The organism is Mycobacterium hubeiense, assembly GCF_002838065.1.
Classification (GTDB): Bacteria; Actinomycetota; Actinomycetes; order Mycobacteriales; family Mycobacteriaceae; genus Mycobacterium; species Mycobacterium hubeiense.
Map to the genome: position 1 here is coordinate 1 of NZ_PIZU01000033.1, position 15,637 is coordinate 15,637.

General features: G+C 65.2%; 17 protein-coding genes. 9 read left to right on the forward strand and 8 right to left on the reverse strand.

Features of this window, described 5'->3' with window-relative positions:
- The first annotated feature begins 85 nt into the window (after positions 1-85).
- Positions 86-1,228: an HsdM family class I SAM-dependent methyltransferase gene (locus CWS39_RS21255; RefSeq protein ID WP_199178237.1), complete on the forward strand. Its 1,143-nt coding sequence runs from the start codon at positions 86-88 to the stop codon at positions 1,226-1,228.
- Complete coding sequence (locus tag CWS39_RS21260) at positions 1,225-2,166, forward strand: restriction endonuclease subunit S domain-containing protein (protein ID WP_102144900.1); 942 nt, start codon at positions 1,225-1,227, stop codon at positions 2,164-2,166. The genes CWS39_RS21255 and CWS39_RS21260 overlap by 4 nt, the downstream gene beginning before the upstream one ends.
- 661 nt (positions 2,167-2,827) lie before the next feature.
- Here the strand turns inward: CWS39_RS21260 and CWS39_RS21265 are convergent.
- The 4 genes from CWS39_RS21265 to CWS39_RS30075 form a co-directional block, all read right to left on the reverse strand.
- Entirely contained in the window at positions 2,828-3,253 is a 426-nt protein-coding gene (locus tag CWS39_RS21265) for a hypothetical protein (protein ID WP_102144901.1), read from the reverse strand.
- Positions 3,254-3,263: 10 nt separating this feature from the next.
- Positions 3,264-5,345 carry a DNA/RNA non-specific endonuclease gene (locus tag CWS39_RS29705; RefSeq protein WP_233213614.1) on the reverse strand — a complete coding sequence of 694 codons (2,082 nt, stop codon included), beginning with the start codon at positions 5,343-5,345 and terminating at the stop codon, positions 3,264-3,266.
- Complete coding sequence (locus tag CWS39_RS21280; RefSeq protein ID WP_102144902.1) at positions 5,342-5,617, reverse strand: hypothetical protein; 276 nt, start codon at positions 5,615-5,617, stop codon at positions 5,342-5,344. The genes CWS39_RS29705 and CWS39_RS21280 overlap by 4 nt, the downstream gene beginning before the upstream one ends.
- Positions 5,618-5,701: 84 nt before the next feature.
- Positions 5,702-5,824, reverse strand: coding sequence for a hypothetical protein (locus CWS39_RS30075; protein WP_255413040.1), 123 nt, complete (start codon positions 5,822-5,824; stop codon positions 5,702-5,704).
- Positions 5,825-5,946: 122 nt separating this feature from the next.
- Between CWS39_RS30075 and CWS39_RS21285 the strand changes: the two genes are divergently transcribed.
- Entirely contained in the window at positions 5,947-7,707 is a 1,761-nt protein-coding gene (locus tag CWS39_RS21285) for an IS200/IS605 family element transposase accessory protein TnpB (protein WP_142386900.1), read from the forward strand.
- Between the two features lie 97 nt (positions 7,708-7,804).
- Positions 7,805-8,350, forward strand: a complete 546-nt coding sequence (locus CWS39_RS21290) for a ferritin (RefSeq protein WP_102144904.1) — start codon at positions 7,805-7,807, stop codon at positions 8,348-8,350.
- Here the strand turns inward: CWS39_RS21290 and CWS39_RS21295 are convergent.
- Both CWS39_RS21295 and CWS39_RS21300 read right to left on the reverse strand, forming a co-directional pair.
- Complete coding sequence (locus tag CWS39_RS21295) at positions 8,347-9,159, reverse strand: glycerophosphodiester phosphodiesterase (protein WP_102144905.1); 813 nt, start codon at positions 9,157-9,159, stop codon at positions 8,347-8,349. The two genes, CWS39_RS21290 and CWS39_RS21295, sit on opposite strands and share 4 nt — an antisense overlap.
- Before the next feature lie 4 nt (positions 9,160-9,163).
- Positions 9,164-10,171, reverse strand: coding sequence for a DUF4328 domain-containing protein (locus CWS39_RS21300; protein WP_102144906.1), 1,008 nt, complete (start codon positions 10,169-10,171; stop codon positions 9,164-9,166).
- A 388-nt stretch (positions 10,172-10,559) separates the two neighbouring features.
- Here CWS39_RS21300 and CWS39_RS29270 point away from each other — a divergent pair, with 388 nt between their 5' ends.
- From CWS39_RS29270 to CWS39_RS21320, 5 genes are all read left to right on the forward strand, one after another.
- A complete protein-coding gene (locus tag CWS39_RS29270; protein WP_199178238.1) occupies positions 10,560-10,721 on the forward strand; it encodes a hypothetical protein in 162 nt (53 codons plus the stop codon).
- A gap of 134 nt (positions 10,722-10,855) precedes the next feature.
- Positions 10,856-11,479: a superoxide dismutase gene (locus CWS39_RS21305; RefSeq protein ID WP_102144907.1), complete on the forward strand. Its 624-nt coding sequence runs from the start codon at positions 10,856-10,858 to the stop codon at positions 11,477-11,479.
- Between the two features lie 212 nt (positions 11,480-11,691).
- Positions 11,692-12,225, forward strand: a complete 534-nt coding sequence (locus CWS39_RS21310; protein ID WP_102144908.1) for a peptidase — start codon at positions 11,692-11,694, stop codon at positions 12,223-12,225.
- Between the two features lie 260 nt (positions 12,226-12,485).
- Entirely contained in the window at positions 12,486-13,220 is a 735-nt protein-coding gene (locus CWS39_RS21315) for a TMEM165/GDT1 family protein (RefSeq protein WP_102144909.1), read from the forward strand.
- Positions 13,221-13,554: 334 nt separating this feature from the next.
- Positions 13,555-13,953, forward strand: a complete 399-nt coding sequence (locus tag CWS39_RS21320) for a helix-turn-helix domain-containing protein (protein ID WP_102144946.1) — start codon at positions 13,555-13,557, stop codon at positions 13,951-13,953.
- On the opposite strand, the gene CWS39_RS21325 is transcribed toward CWS39_RS21320, so the two are convergent.
- Both CWS39_RS21325 and CWS39_RS21330 read right to left on the reverse strand, forming a co-directional pair.
- On the reverse strand, positions 13,950-15,143 hold the full coding sequence (locus CWS39_RS21325; RefSeq protein WP_102144910.1) for a hypothetical protein: 1,194 nt from the start codon (positions 15,141-15,143) through the stop codon (positions 13,950-13,952). The two genes, CWS39_RS21320 and CWS39_RS21325, sit on opposite strands and share 4 nt — an antisense overlap.
- Positions 15,140-15,631: an ImmA/IrrE family metallo-endopeptidase gene (locus CWS39_RS21330; protein ID WP_102144911.1), complete on the reverse strand. Its 492-nt coding sequence runs from the start codon at positions 15,629-15,631 to the stop codon at positions 15,140-15,142. Before CWS39_RS21330 ends, CWS39_RS21325 begins: the two co-directional genes overlap by 4 nt.
- Positions 15,632-15,637: the final 6 nt, after the last annotated feature.

Consider the following 15,637-nt stretch of genomic DNA (forward strand, 5'->3'; position numbering starts at 1 on the left):
ACCCTGAATGCCTCCGAACAACCGGGCTATCGACCTTAAGCCAGCCGTAATCGCTTACGTGGTAAGCCAACTCCAGAGCTACTCGTTGCTGTACACGCCCGTGGATGTGAAGGGTGTCGCCTATGAGGAGATTGTCGGTTCTAACCTCCGCGGTGACAGGGGGGAGTTCTTCACCCCGCGTAACGCCTGCCGTATGGCGGTAATGATGCTCGACCCTCAGCCTCACGAGCGCATTCTCGACCCGTCTTGCGGAACCGGCGGCTTCTTGATCACGGCAATGAACCGCGCGCTGGAACACATTGAGGCAGAGGAACGTTCACAGTGGGCTGACCCGACCAATGGCACCGACGCTGAGCGCGAGGAGCTTCACCGTCGGCGCGCCGAGTATCTGTCCAATTACGTCTTCGGTATCGACTTGAACCCCGCCCTGGTACGCGCGGCGAAGATGAACATGGTCATGAACAACGACGGGTCTGGACAGGTTCGGCAGGCGAATACGCTCGAGAACCCGCACAAGTGGGATCGCGATCTGCGCGACAATGTCACACTCGGCAGCATCGACGTGATCGTCTCCAATCCACCGTTCGGAGCGAACATTCCGATCGACGACGAGGACATCCTGTCTCAGTACGACCTTGCCGCTATGTGGGACCAGGACGAAGACGGCAACTGGTCGATCAGGCTCGACCAGAACGGCAACCCGGTTCTGCAGAGATCCCAGCCCCCCGAAATCCTGTTCATTGAACGCGCTCTCCAGTTGCTCAAGCCCGGCACGGGCCGAATGGCGATGGTGATACCGAACGGGATCCTGAACAACCCCAGTCTCGCTTACGTTCGCCACTGGCTGCTTACACATGCGCAGGTTCTCGCCGTCGTGGACATGCACCGCGACCTTTTCCAGCCGAAGAACGACACGCAGACCTCGATGGTCCTGATGCGCCGCCTAGACGATGGGGAGGTCGCCAAAGCTCAGCAATCCGGACTGGACTACCCGCTATTTATGGCAGTCGCAGAGAAGATCGGACACGACAAGCGCGGCAACCTCATCTATAGGCGGACCGAGGACGGCGACGATGCGTTGGTCAGCCGTACGGAGATGGTGACGGATATCGACCAGACCACAGGCAAGGAAGTGCTCCGCGAGATCACTGTCACCGAGCGTCAGATCGACGATGAACTCGCCGAGGTCGCAGATGCATACCGCGAGTGGCTCAAGGCGCAGAAATGATCATCGCGCCGACGCGTGCCACCGCGCTGTACGAGGCGAACCGGCTCGATGCGCGGTTCCACGCTTCCCCCGCTGTCCGGCTACGACCTGTGCTGTCGCGTGCCAAAAAGGTATCTCTGCGGAGGATCGGAGAGTACGGAGATGTCCGAGCGCCCAACAGGTTCAAGAGGACTTATGCCGCCCCGGGCGAGGAATACATCCCATACCTCCGCCCGTACGACGTCTTCGAGTACCTGCCACCTGAGGCGGATCGGCTGTCGGTTACTCGGACCGAGAACCTTGACACCTATCGCATCAACTCGGGCGACCTGCTACAGACCTGCTCCGGCCGCAACCTGGGGCCGCTGACCATCGCGGACAACTATCTCGCGCGGTTTGTGCTGTCCCATGACATGGTCCGGATAACCATCGCCGACGAGTCCGAGCGTTACTACACGCTCGCGTTCCTGCAATCCGCAGTGGGACAGCAGCTTCTGCGGGGCGACCTCAACGGTTCGGTCATCGACCACATAACCGTCGACCAGGTCGCTGCGATACAGGTCCCCTTCGTCGCCTCGATAATCAGCAAGGTGGCGGCGCTCATGCGTGACGCAACAGCGACCAGGGAACAGTCGCGGATCACGCTCCACAAGTCGGTTGAAGCGCTCAACAAGGCATTTGACACCTCGCATGACAAGCCTCTGCGGGAGGGATGGGCTGTGAAGGGCCGCGACGCTGGGCACCAGACTCGACGCCGCGTATCACTCGACTCACGTCCAAACGATCAAGGAGAAGGTTCTCGCCGCCGGCGGTGTCGAACTCGGCGAGGTTGCGACGATCACAAAGCCGGGCGGTCGATACAAGACGTACTATGTCGCCCCTGGGCACGGGACACCACTCGTGTCCGGTACACAGCTTCTCCAGGCCGATGTCATTGGGGCAAAAAACATTTCGTCTAGAAGCATCCCGGACGGAGCCAGCTACGAACTGAGGCGCGGCGCTGTCTGCTTCCAGGCTGACGGCCGCGCCGAGGAGAGCCTCGGATACCCGTGCATGGTCACCAGCGAGCGGGATGGGTGGTTCGCATCCGGGCACGTCGGGCGTGCCACACCGAAGTCGGAGGACGACTCCGGGTGGCTCTGGGCGGCGATCGCCAGCGATGCGGTTCGGGAACAGATCGCCGCATTGGCATGCGGTTCGGTAGTGGACGCCCTATACCCAGAGGACTTGGCTTCGGTGGTACTTCCGCCTCGGCATCTGGTCGATTCAGCCGCGGTTCGCGCGGCATGGGAAGGGTTCGCTGACGCGGCGGCGAAGTCAGCGAGAGCCCGGCAGACAGTTGAGGCTGCACTTGCGAAGCTCGGAGTGGCGGTATAGGTGCTCCGACCTGCAAGAAGCCTGTGCACGTCGCGGTGAAGCAGCGCCAGTTAACTGCCCGCTGAAGACGGATCGATCCGCCGGCCAACCCGCTGCCCGACAGGGGGTTAAACGTCGGCGCCGTCAGCGGTGGGCTTCCGCTGTCACGTCAAAGCGATGGGGGCAGCGCCCTCCTGAGTTGACTTCCCTGAGGGTGACCCGCACACCGGCGAGTACCGGCTCCAGATCAACGCCGACTGGACATCACGAGGTGCGCGGGTACCAGTCGGGGATCTGTTCGGCCGGGCGCGGGTACTTCTTCAGATCCTCAATGTACGTCTCGTCGGTGGGCTGCACCGTCCAGTCCGGCCGGGTGTCGTAGTTGTAGTCGAACGTGCACTTGCCGTCTGGTTTGGCTGTGACGGTGACCGAGAGCCAGGCCCCTCGACCTTGGGTGGCCATCAACTCGCGTAGTCGCTTCAATGCGATGACCATTGGGGTCGGGGACTTCACGACCGTCGTGCCGTCGCTGCCTGTGACACTCACCCGAGACTCGGCGACCGTGCCTGCCTTGCGATACTCGACGGTGCAGCTATCCCAACCCTCACGCGGGAGAGCGTCGAACAACGCACGCACTACGGCGGTCTGCGCATCGCCCAGCTGCACCAGGTACGGTGCTTCGTCGGTCATCTCAGCCTCTCTAGTTGTCGAAATGGTATGTGCTGTGCAGGTTGCCGTCGACGTAGGTCTCCACTGAGTAAGTCTCCGGACGCAGTGAGTCCCCTGGGTATGAGAGGTCAACCTTGACCTGCACCTCGCCACCTTGTGCCGCCAGTTCCCGCCACTGCGTCTCCAAGTTGTAATAGTCCCGGCCACCGACAGCGTTCAAAGTGTCGCGCATAGCAGTGATGTTGATCGCCTCGCCCGGACCGCCAAATTGCGTACCGAAGATGTGCCCGCCATGGTCGCCGGGCAGCCGGTCGTCACCGCCTGCGATCCGCTGTTGATATACGTTGCGATCACCCGGTTGGTGCCCCTGGTCATACGTCATCTCGGCGTGACCGACGCGGCTGTTGCTGTCTGTCGTGTAGCTGAACCGGTCGTCGACGGTGTAGTGCGTGTTCGGTGCTGGGTTGTTCAGCTCGTAGTTCCACGCACCTTTCCCGCCTGACTCCACGTCCACGTGATTGAGGCCGTCGTCAGTTACCGAAGTCGCCGGCGCAGAGGGGGCGGGGTCGACATCGGCGTGTGGTGTGGGTACGTCGTCGAGGTGGCGGGTTGCGCCGCCAAGCGCGTCGAGTCCGTGCTCGATTCCTTCGGCAAGCGGCTTGGCGCCGGGGATGGGGGCCATGCCGGCTGCGTCGAGGACGGCTTGGGTTCGCTCAGCGGCGGATGCCTGGTCCCAGTTGGTGAACACCTCGATGTCTTTGGCCACGTCAGGAATGACGCCAAAGCTGCCTTCACTGAGTGCGCGGCTGCCTTCGGCGAACGCTGACGGCTCCGGCGGGAACGCTTGCACGTCAGCGTTTTCCGGAAGCGGCGGGATCGGCACCGCCCCGGCACCAGTTTCGGTCGCGGCCTGGTTGAGCTGATCGAGGATCGCCGTCTGCTCAGTCAGTTCTCGGCGCGCGTCGAACACCGCTTGGCTCAATGGGTCGGTGACGTCGCGGCCGGGACCCGCCCCACCGCCTTGCGAGTAGCCCTGCCCGGCGGCAGCATCCAGCTCGGCTTGCGCAGCATCGAGGGCCTGGCGGGCACCTTCGACTCGCGCGGCTTGTCGATCGACCACCGACGGGTCGGCCCCCACGATCGGGGAAGTCAACGGGGAACGCGTGTAACGCCCATCCTGGCCATCCCCTTTGCCGGCGTGCTGGTTGAGGATCTGGTCCAACGCGCTCGGCGGCCGCTGCTGGCTGAGCGCCGGGGGAAGGCCGCCCGGCTTTTCCTCACCCGGTTCCACGGGCGCTGCCTCGTCGGGTAGAAGCAGATCTTCGAGTGTGCCGCCGACATCGCTGGTTTCAGCGGGCTTACCGTCGGGGTCAGCCTCGGCTTCCTTCGCCGCTTCTTCGACGGATTTGGGCACCGGGAATGGACCGATCTGGCCCGGCGCCTGCTCCGGCGTCGCGTCGGGTTTGCCCTCCGGGTCCTCTTTGCCGTCTTCGCCGGGCTTGTCCCGTGGATTGAGTTTGACCTTGTTGTCGACGAGTTGAACCGTGTCATGTCCCTCGCCCTCGCCGTCGAACATGATCCCCGCCAGCTCGGCGGACTTCTCCTGGAGCCGCCCGCCGACCAACGCGTCAGCCTGGACCAACTGCTCGGCGTTCCAGCGGATGAATTCGGCGTGCTCGTCGGCCGCGATCTGCCGAGCGGCCAGAGTGGACAGGTCAATCTTCCGCGTATCGGTGACCGACAAGTCCTGCCCGACACGGAACCCGTCGGCCTCCGCCTCAGCGATGGCATCCAGCGCCGCCCTCTTGGCGCTGCGCACGTCATGGCCACCGTTCTCGGCGATGTCGGCGGCCTCGTCCTGAACAGCGCTCTGCCGACCCACCACCGCGGCGTCGGCGCTTACCCGATCCAGCGCTGCGTCCTTGGCGTCGCCCTCCCACGTGGTGCCACCTGGCGCGACGATGTTCTGGCGGTGCTGCTCGAAAAGCGCGACGGACTCCTTCCCCATCGCGCGCAACTGAGCCGCCGCGTCGTCAAGGTGCGCGGTGGGCCAATCCTCAATCTCCGCCCGACTGGGCAGCGCGCCGCCCGATCCGGAAGGCACAGCGCTCACACAGTCCCCGTGATGGCCTCGGCGCCACCGGAATCCGTGTCGTCATAGCGAGCACTGCTCACCGAGAGGTCGTCGGCCTGGCCGCTGACGCGGAGCGACTGCCGAGCGCGGACGGACTGGGCAGCAGCCAGAATCGCGGCGACGCCGGCCTGGCTGGGATGGGTGCCCTGTCCACCTTCGGCGGGCTCCGCGGCCAACTCTGCGGCGGTAATTTCACTGTTGGCGGCCGCGGTCCGCAGGCCGTCAGTGCTCACGTTCAGTTCGTTCGCCATATCAATTCCCCAACTGGCTAACACGCTGGTCGTGAGGGTACCTGACGATTTGCCCGGCATCGACACGAGAACCCCGGCTCCCGCTCAGAAGTCCTGATCTACCGGACGCAGGATGTTCGCCAGCAGGATTGCCGAGTCCGCGACGATCCCGGCCTCCCGCCGGTTCGGCTCGGTTGAGTGCTCCACGCTATGGGCGAGGTCGTTCACCTTCCCGACAACCCCGCGGATCGCTTCGGAAGGTGTGCGTTCGTGGTGTGAGACTTCGCAACGGTGGGCGCTGCTGTCGGTTATGGCGCGGGGTTGTCGGTGGTGGCTGCCAGGATGAGCATGTGGCTAGGGCGAGAGCGTTGCGTCGGATCGGGGATCCGGTGGTGGCCGCGCCGCCAAGGGGAGCGCGGATCCGGACCCGCCTGCGTCCCACAGCAAATGAGGCGGCGGCGTTGATTGCGATCGGGCAGTTTCTGGGCTCGGTGTATCGGTCGGAGCTGGCCGGGCGGATCGCATTGGGGCAGTTGGACAAGAAGTCCCAGGCCGCGTGGCGGGCTGAACGCAAGCAGGCACTGACGGTAGTGTCATCGTCGCGGTGGGCCGGATCGCTCACCCGCGCGGTGGAGGACCAATATCAGCTGGGAATGCGCGGGCTGGCTGCGCAGGTCACGGACTTGCGAGCCGCGGTGGGGGTTCTGGAGGCACGGTGCGCGCTGCGCCCGGGCCAAATCGAACCCATCGACGACTGTGACGCGGTGGGCCGGTGCGGGCGTGGGCGGCGTCGTCGGCGGGGGTATCGAAGCGCGGCGGAGCGATTCGCCAAGACCCGGCGCCTAGCGGTGCTGCGCGAGCGGCTCGACAGTGCGCAGCGGGCGTTGGCGGCGGGGCATCCCTCAATCGTCGTGGGTGGGAATCGGTTGTGGCGCAGGCGCAACAACCTCGACGCCGCCGACATGTCTGAGCAGCAGTGGCGCGAGCAGTGGGATGCGACCCGGATGTTTTTGACCGCCGATGGCGAGTCAGGCAAGGCCGGTGGCAACGAAACCATCCGCGTCGATGCCGAAGGCCAGCTGCGCATCAAGACCCCGGCCGCCCTCGCCGAGCTGCTTGGTCCGCATGTGGTGATCGACGCGCCGGTCCGGTTCGGTCACCGCGGCCAGGAGTTGGCTGAACGGGTCGCGGCTCGGCTGGCGGTGCGCTACGACCTAAGCTACGACCCGGTCCGCGACCGCTGGTATCTGGACGCGTCCTGGACCCTCACCCCCGGCCCACCCGCCACGCTGACCGAGTTGCGCGCCGGGCCGGTGCTCGGGGTGGATCTTAATGTCGGCCATCTGGCCTGCTGTGTGCTCGACGCGTCTGGTAACCCGGTTGGCGAGCCGCACACGATTGAAGTGGCCACGGCGGGATTGGCGGCCTCACGCCGCGATGGCCGGATACGCGCGGCCATCACCGCGCTGCTCGACCAAGCCGAGCACGCCGGATGCACCGCGGTCGTGGTGGAGAACCTGAATTTTGCCGACGCGCGGGCCACCGGTCGGGAGACCCTGGGCCGCGGCCAGCGGGGTAAACGGTTGCGCCGCAGCATCTCTGGTATTGCCACCGGCCGGTTTCGGGACCGGCTGATCGCCATGGCGGCCCGTCGCGGCATCGCAGTTATCGGCGTGGACCCGGCGTACACCAGCCGGTGGGGCAACCAGCACTGGACCACACCCTTGCAGCATCAGACTTCCGATCCAGCTACCGTCACCGCACATCACGCGGCCGCGGCAGCGATCGGCAGACGTGGCCTCGGCGTGGCGATCAGGCGACGGCCGGAAGGGCCCCGCACGCGACAGCGGACGCGTGCGGGCACACCACCGGCCAGGCCCGATCATCACCGCGGCCACGGTGGCAGGCACGGCAGTTCCGGCCCACCGACACACCCACCTCCCGAGGCGTGCCGGTCTACCGGAAAACACCCGCCGCCAGCGGCCAAGACCGTTCGGGCCGCACAGGACTCACTCCTACTCAGTAATCAGGAACGGTTCACCTCGCCCATCATCCGCGTCACCACGACAGTCAATCGCCGTCTTCAGCAAACCCCCGATGCGGCCTTGTAAGCTGCGCCACAATACCCGGTGCGTCTTAGGTTAAGCTGCCCTGCGTTAGGTTGACCTTCGCTGACAATGCCCGCTGACCTGCTATATCCTCGCGATCATGACTGCTGCCGGTGCGCTCGACACGAAATTCCACGCCCTATTGCAGGACCAGATTCGCAGCGAATTCTGCGCCGCACAGCAATACGTCGCGATCGCGGTGTACTTCGACGGCGCCGACCTGCCGCAGCTCGCCAAGTTCTTCTATCGCCAGGCGGTCGAAGAGCGTAATCACGCCATGATGCTGGTGCAGTACCTGCTCGATCGCGGCCTCGAGGTGGAGATCCCCGGTGTCGACCCGGTACGCAACGGCTTCGACGCGCCGCGCGACGCGCTGATGCTCGCGCTCGATCAGGAGCGCACGGTCACCGAACAGATCACCACGCTGGCGAGTGTGGCCCGCGATGAAGGCGACTATCTCGGCGAGCAGTTCATGCAGTGGTTCCTCGCCGAACAAGTCGAAGAGGTCTCGCAGATGACCAGGCTGCTGCGCATCGCCGAGCGTGCCGGCGACAACCTGTTTCACCTCGAGGACTTCGTCGCGCGGGAAATGGCAACATCGCCAAAGGATTCCACCGCGCCGAAGGCGGCGGGCGGCACGCTCTAGCCGTCGCGCCCCGCGCCCGTCAACCCGTTCTGCAGCCAGTTCTTGGTGCGGCCCGGGTGGTTGGTGGCCACCCACGCCACACCGAGATCGCGGCAATACCGGACGTCTTCGTAGTGGTCGACGGTCCAGCAGTACAACGCGCGGCCCTGCGCCGCGGCCCGGTCGACGAGCTCGGGATGCTCACGCAGTGTCGAGATCGACGGGCCGACCGCGGTGGCGCCCACCGTGGTCGCGGCACTCCCACCGAGATACCGCGACGTCTCGCCGAGCAGCACAGTCGGCAGCATCGGCGCCGCCCGGCGAATCCGCCACACCGCGGCCGCGGAGAACGACATCACCACGGCGCGTGACAGATCCGCCGACGCCGGCGACGCAATGCCGTACCGGTGCAGCAACGCCAGCACCTTGTTTTCCACCAGCGCGCCATAGCGCACCGGGTGTTTGGTCTCGATGAAGATTTTCACCGGCCGGTTCCAGTCCAGCACCAGTGCTACAAGAGCGTCGAGCGTCAACAGCCCGGTGTCACCGTGGCTTCCGTCCGCGCGCCAGCTGGCATGCCATGAGCCGTAATCCAATTGGCGCAGCTGATCCAGCGTCATCTCACTGACCAGTCCGGTGCCCGTCGACGTCCGATCGATCCGCCGGTCATGCATGCAGACCAGGTGGCCGTCGCGGGTGAGCCGCACGTCGCATTCGACGCCGTCGGCACCTTCCTTGAGAGCCAGCTCGTAGGCCGCAAGGGTGTGCTCGGGACGCTCAGCGGAGGCACCTCGGTGCGCCACCACGAACGGATGGCCGCCGACGTTCATACGGCTATGCTGCCGGGTTCTGCCCTTCAGACTCAACCGCAGGTGCTGTTTGGGTCTCGTCCGCGACGATGACCCAGCGCTTGGCGGGCCGCTCGACCGGCTTGCTCTCGAACCCGAGGAAAACCTGAAACGCCAGGAGCAGCGCGGCAAGGGCCAGCAGGTAGGCGATCGTGGTGGTCACCGTGTTGTCGGCGATGCCCTGCGGGTCGGTGGTGAAACTGGTGGCGATCGAGAACAGCGACACCGCGGTAGAGAACACCCACGCGATCCACCAGGCGACGATCGGTCGGCGCAGCTGGGCGGAGCGCCCCTCGACGTTGGCCAGTTCCAGGACGAACACCGGCGCCCACACCAGCTGGACGATCGGCACCAGAGCGCCGAGCCGCAGCTGCCACAGCGACCTCGGATCGGGGTGGCCGTGATGCGCGTACGCGGCGCCGCGACGCGCGATCAGCCAGTTCGTCAGCACCACCACACTGGCCACCACCGTGAACAGCGCCAGCACGCTGACCAGAACACCCAGCCACGTCGCGACACCGGCGATCCATGGGTTCAGCAGCACCGTGCGATTGATCAGCAGCAGGCCGTAACGAATGACGTGCACGAGCGCCGCAACGCCGAGCACCACCATCGTCGCGATCAACGTCGCGCGCACCATCGCCACCGACGGCCCGGCCTGCGCAGTGGCCTGCTGATCGTCGGTGGCCTCGTAGCGCTCCTGCAAACCCCAGCGGGGAATCATCGAATAGCGCGGCGTCGGGCCCAGTGACAGACGGCGGCGCCGTGGCGGAGGGGGCGCCCCAGGACGCACGGCGATCCACCGGTATCCGGGCGGCAGCCGCGGCGGCGCCCCTTGCGAGCTGGGCCGCAACGACGGCGCGGTCGGGCGCCACTGCTCGTCGGGCGCCGGCCCCGAGGGTGCCAGCAGGGTGCCGTGGCAGCGCGGGCACCACACACGCTGGCGGTCGCGCACATTCCACCGCGTTCCGCACTGGGAACACACCTGGATCATTCGACCAGCCTAGCGAGGCGGATCTGGGGGCATGCCCCTGCGAGATCAGCAATTCCGCGCTATCCACAGTTTCCACAGGTTCATCCACAGGCCGTCATCGGCGGAAACCGGCCTTGATCCGCGGAATCTGGGCGCTTGCAAGAGCAAGCTGTGGACAACCTGAGAGCGAATCCGGCGGCTGATCAACAGGCCGGCCGCCGCGGAGCGAAATGGCTTGCCCCACTAAGCATCTGCGCCATCCGCGTCGCGCGGGACGCGCAGCCGGCCAGCTGCGCGTGAGGCCGATTTCTCCGTCTGACTTCCGAAGGGCTATGATCGGCGTCACACGAGATGTTGTGACAGATCTCACTTGGGGGCGATAGGTGATCGTGCAGGTCAGGAGAGTGTGATGGCGTGGCATCCGACAGGTCCTGGATCCTCCGCTGTACCGCCGTCTGAATGGCACTCGTCCGCGCACATCTACACCCGTAGTCAGCTGATGGCGTGCCTTCGCGCGGGCGTCATCGCACTCGTGTTGTTGGGCATCCTCGCACTGATCGTGCTGTTCTGAAACGGGTGTTACGGGGTATGCGTGTGAGCGCCGCACGCGTCCTTGCGGTGTGCGCAGGGATGGAGCAATGTGGTCAGCGATGTTAGAGATGTTGAGGACCAAGAGCTCCATCGATCACAAGAGGAAGGAATCCCGTGGCTGAATACACCCTGCCGGAACTCGATTACGACTATGGCGCGCTGGAACCGCACATCTCCGGACAGATCAATGAGCTCCACCACAGCAAACACCATGCGACCTATGTGAAGGGCGCCAACGACGCACTGGCCAAACTCGAAGAGGCCCGGGCCAACGGTGACCACTCCGCCATCTTCCTCAACGAGAAGAACTTGGCGTTCCACCTCGGTGGCCATGTGAACCACACGATCTGGTGGAAGAACCTGTCCCCCAACGGCGGTGACAAGCCGACCGGCGAGCTCGCCGCGGCGATCGACGACGCGTTCGGGTCTTTCGACAACTTTCGGGCACAGTTCACCGCCGCGGCTAACGGGCTGCAGGGCTCGGGCTGGGCGGTGCTCGGCTACGACACCCTGGGCCAGAAGTTGCTGACATTCCAACTGTACGACCAGCAGGCCAACGTCCCGCTGGGCATCATCCCGCTGCTACAGGTCGACATGTGGGAGCACGCCTACTACCTGCAGTACAAGAACGTCAAAGCCGACTACGTCAAGGCGTTCTGGAACGTCGTCAACTGGGAAGACGTGCAAAATCGCTTCGCGGCTGCCACCGGCAAGGCCCAGGGGCTGATCTTCGGCTGACACACCGAGGGTCTTCATGCGCTCTATCGAAAGGGGCGTCGCGCAGCCGCGCGGCGCCCCGCCCTCGTTTCCGGGCCACCGATCGATCGAAAAAACGCTCGTTAGCAGTCGTGTCCAGTTGCGTGCTAGCGCATAGCTAGCGCATGCTGGCTGCATCGACCCGCAGACGCGTCGGCGTAACCGAACGTTCAAGTCCCGGAGGCGAGATCGAGATGGAGAAGGGGTCCGGTCGAGCGATTGAGATCGCTCCCTTTCATTCGCGTGGATCACTCAAAGGTTTTGTGATATCCGGCCGCTGGCCCGATTCCACCAAGGAGTGGGCGCAACTGTTGATGGTGGCCGTGCGTGTGGCCTCTCTTCCTGGATTGCTCGCCACCACAACGATTTTCGGCGCCCGTGAAGAGCTTCCCGAAGATCCGGAACCGGGAACCGTCGGGCTAGTGCTGGCCGAGGGCACCGTCGTCGGCGAATCAGCCGTTCCGCCAGGGTATTTCGCCGAGCATCAACCGCCGGCGCTGCTGATGCTGCATCCGCCGTCCGAGACCATGCCGTCGCTGCCGGAGTGCACCGGGGCGGCATCGGGTTGCGTGCTGTTGCCCGGCCTTCCGCATCTGGGCCTGGAGCATCGGGCGGCCTGGGTGGAGGCCGAATCCGACGGCACCGTCACCTCGATGGTGAGCCGCGTCGGAGTCGACCCGATCAGCCATCCCGACACCGCGATATTGGCGATGCTGCTTGCGGCATAAGGGTTTTCGAAGCATTTAATTCGGTAGCCTGAACGGTCGATTCGGGTGCCCGAAACCTCAGGAGAACTGGCGCACGCGCCCGAGGCCCGCTACTCTCGACTGCATTAGCGAAGGGGAGTAGCCCCCAATCGTCGTGTCGACATACTGGCGTGCAGCCCGGCCGGCGAACCGGACACCGTCCGGTGGGCGAGACCTTCGACCGAATGTCCGACGGACCGTGAGCTTTTGGTTCGCCGGCGCCGCGTCGAAAGGTCGTTTATATGCTCACCGCAGCACTGGTCAGCCTCGGGGTCGTCTTCGTCGCCGAACTCGGCGACAAATCTCAGCTCATGACTATGACGTACGCGCTGCGTCATCGGTGGTGGGTGGTGTTGTCCGGCATCGCAATTGCGTCTTTCCTGGTGCACGGGATGTCGGTGACGATCGGCCATTTCCTCGGCCTCACGCTGCCGGAGCGTCCGATCGCATTCGCCGCGGCCATCGCGTTTCTGTTGTTCGCGGTGTGGACCTGGCGCGAGCGCGGCGATGACGGAGAAGGCCTCCCCGTCGCCGAACCTCGACATGTCCTGTTCGCCGTCATCTCGTCATTCGTGTTGGCCGAACTCGGCGACAAGACCATGTTGGCGACGGTCGCTTTGGCCAGCGACTACCACTGGGCCGGGGTGTGGATCGGGGCCACCGCGGGCATGGTGCTCGCCGACGGCGTCGCGATCGCTGTGGGCGCGGTGCTGCACAAGCGGCTGCCCGCCGGGTTCCTGCACGGAATGGCCAGCGTGCTGTTCGCCCTGTTCGGCCTGTGGCTGCTGTTCGACGGCGCGCTGGGCTGGCGCGGAATTGCACTGGCCGTGACGGGGTCCGTCGCCCTGCTTGCCGGGGTTGTCGCGACGGCCAAGCTGGTGCGGCGCCGCCGCGAGCACTCCCTGGCGCTGCCGGCACTCGAACCGTCGCCGGAATCAGCCGGCTCGGAGCGTGGCTACCGACCGCGGAGCGGCTGACCTGCCATCGGCCCATTCAGCAAACGTCGGAATCCGTGCTGTCGGCAGCCCAGGCGGTTGCCCGCAGTGAACATCTTGAACCGGTTCACACGCCGCCTGGATAACACCACTTAGGGATTGCTACGCGAGCGTTATTATTTGCTTCGCGGGCCTCCCGTAGAAGGTCGTCGAGACCCGTCACACCCCCCGATAGCTGGTGTAGCGCCGTGCAAATTGAGAAGTCGTCTTAACTTTTACGCGGTTTGCACTTGGTTGTTGGCACAACTCTCGCTACGATGATCAGCAAATACGCCGCCTTAAAGCTCGCTCGTCTACGCATGTGGAGGTCAATTCGATGAGCAAGACGTTCGCCGCCCGCCTAAACCGCCTGTTCGACACGGTTTACCCGCCCGGACGCGGCCCGCACACGTCGGCTGAAGTGATCGCCGCATTGAAGGCCGAGGGCATCACGATGTCAGCTCCGTACCTGTCTCAGCTCCGCTCAGGCAACCGCACGAACCCCTCCCAGGCCACCATGGCAGCCCTTGCCAACTTCTTCCGGATCAAGCCGGCGTACTTCACTGACGACGAGTACTACGAGAAGCTCGACAAGGAATTGACCTGGCTCGCGAGCATGCGGGACGAGGGTGTCCGGCGTATTGCGGCGCGCACCGTCGGACTGTCCCCTGAGGCCCAGCAGGATCTCGTCCAGAAGGCCGAGGAGCTGCGTCGCCGGGAACACCTCGACGATTAGCCCGCTCGACGCTGCGTTAAGGCGTCCGGCGAATTAGTCGCGCCGGCTCCTGCGCGTTCCAACGCGCGATACTGCGCCGCGATCGCAAGGATCCATTCGCGGTCCGAGTACGACTCGGGCTGGCGCAACCACACCAGCCCGGGGAACGCCGCGTGCCTGTCTTCCGGCGGGGCGGATCGACCCTGGAAGATCCATTCCGCGATCGCCCTCGCCTGCTCCTGCGGCGGAACGTCCGGCGGCACGAGTTCCGGCAAGTCGTCATCGCCGGACGCCAGTGCGCCGTCCCCGCCGGTAGCGTCGACCGTCATGCGCGTGTTCGCCGCCGCCGCGGTGGCCTCGAGGAACAACGCATCAGAAATCAGCGACATCCGCTCGGCCACCCGGAACACCAACGGGCCGCGGGGACGCACGCCGATGCCGATATCGGGGTGCCGGTGACTGAGTTCGGTGAGCAGTGGCTGGATGATGCGCAGTTCGCGACGCGCGCCGAACCAGTCTTCGACGCTGGGCAGCAGCGATCCGGCGGCCACCACCACCATCGCGCAGCCCAACAGAGTGGCCGCCGCACCCACTCCGACAAACCGTGTGTTGCCCACTGCGCGCAACAGGAAGAACGCGCTCGCCAGAACGATCAGCACGATGCCGACCGTGAACACGAACAGCGCCCGTCCCCGCCGACTGCGGTTGGAATGACGCAATCCCGCCCACACCACCAACGTCAGCGCGAGAAGCACGTAGAGAAGCGGCAATAGCCACGACAACGAGTTGCCGTCGGAACCGAGGCTGCGCTTGAGGTACTCCTCGGGCGCCATCTCTGGTTGCTGGCCGGCCGCGAAAAACGTCGCCAGGCTGATCACTGCGATGACGCCGGCAACGACATACTGGGCAATCGCAATGCGCCGGATGGTGCCCGGTTTGCGGCCCGAAGCAACTGTGGTGATCATCACGCAGCTGCCCGCTGCGGAAGCGATGAGCGCCACCTGGCTGAGACCCATGGCGAGGTTGGGCCACCGCAGCGCGGTGTCGATCAGCAGGGTCAACGGCTGCCAGTTGAGCGCGGCCACCAACCCCAGGCTGCCCAGCGCGAGAATCATCGCAGTGCTGACGAGGGATTGTTTGTTGACCAGAGCCCAGCCGATGCGCAAACCGGTGGCCAAACCGAGCAGACCGGCGATCACCCAGATGATCAACCAAACGCCTCCCCGAGCCGCACCTGGATGATCGACGAACGATCGGAGGGCAGCCGTCCGAGGCGGTACAACAGCAGGGCCGCGAAGTCCTCGGCCTCCTGCTCGGCGTCCTCACCGGCCGGCCCCATACAGCCGGTCCGTTGGTTCAGCATGTAACCGATCAAATCAGAGCTGGCGACCTCGACGCGCTCCCGGGCCGCCTCGGCGACCGGGATGCCGTCGTGCCCGAGGACAAGGTGGCCGAGCTCGTGCGCCAGCGTGCGGTCACCGGCCGGCAGCCCGCGCTGGATCAGGAACACGTCGCGGTCGGCGTACTGGCGCCACTGGCCGCACACACCCGGCGGCAACTCGGCCATCTTCAGCTCGATGGGCCGCCCTCGGTCCTCGCTCACCGCCTGGATAAGGCTGGTCAATGACACTTCGCCGTGGTGCGGGGCAAGGTCGAGTACCGCGCTGACGGCGCGCGTGACCCGACGGCTGGCTGGCATGGCACC

Bases quoted from the DNA above. Each gene is read 5' to 3' on its own strand.
- CWS39_RS21260 (WP_102144900.1), top strand. From the start codon at position 1,225: ATGATCATCGCGCCGACGCGTGCCACCGCGCTGTACGAGGCGAACCGG.
- CWS39_RS21265 (WP_102144901.1), bottom strand. From the start codon at position 3,253: ATGACCGACGAAGCACCGTACCTGGTGCAGCTGGGCGATGCGCAGACC.
- CWS39_RS21280 (WP_102144902.1), bottom strand. From the start codon at position 5,617: ATGGCGAACGAACTGAACGTGAGCACTGACGGCCTGCGGACCGCGGCC.
- CWS39_RS21290 (WP_102144904.1), top strand. From the start codon at position 7,805: ATGACTGCTGCCGGTGCGCTCGACACGAAATTCCACGCCCTATTGCAG.
- CWS39_RS21295 (WP_102144905.1), bottom strand. From the start codon at position 9,159: ATGAACGTCGGCGGCCATCCGTTCGTGGTGGCGCACCGAGGTGCCTCC.
- CWS39_RS21300 (WP_102144906.1), bottom strand. From the start codon at position 10,171: ATGATCCAGGTGTGTTCCCAGTGCGGAACGCGGTGGAATGTGCGCGAC.
- CWS39_RS29270 (WP_199178238.1), top strand. From the start codon at position 10,560: ATGGCGTGGCATCCGACAGGTCCTGGATCCTCCGCTGTACCGCCGTCT.
- CWS39_RS21310 (WP_102144908.1), top strand. From the start codon at position 11,692: ATGGAGAAGGGGTCCGGTCGAGCGATTGAGATCGCTCCCTTTCATTCG.
- CWS39_RS21315 (WP_102144909.1), top strand. From the start codon at position 12,486: ATGCTCACCGCAGCACTGGTCAGCCTCGGGGTCGTCTTCGTCGCCGAA.
- CWS39_RS21320 (WP_102144946.1), top strand. From the start codon at position 13,555: ATGAGCAAGACGTTCGCCGCCCGCCTAAACCGCCTGTTCGACACGGTT.
- CWS39_RS21330 (WP_102144911.1), bottom strand. From the start codon at position 15,631: ATGCCAGCCAGCCGTCGGGTCACGCGCGCCGTCAGCGCGGTACTCGAC.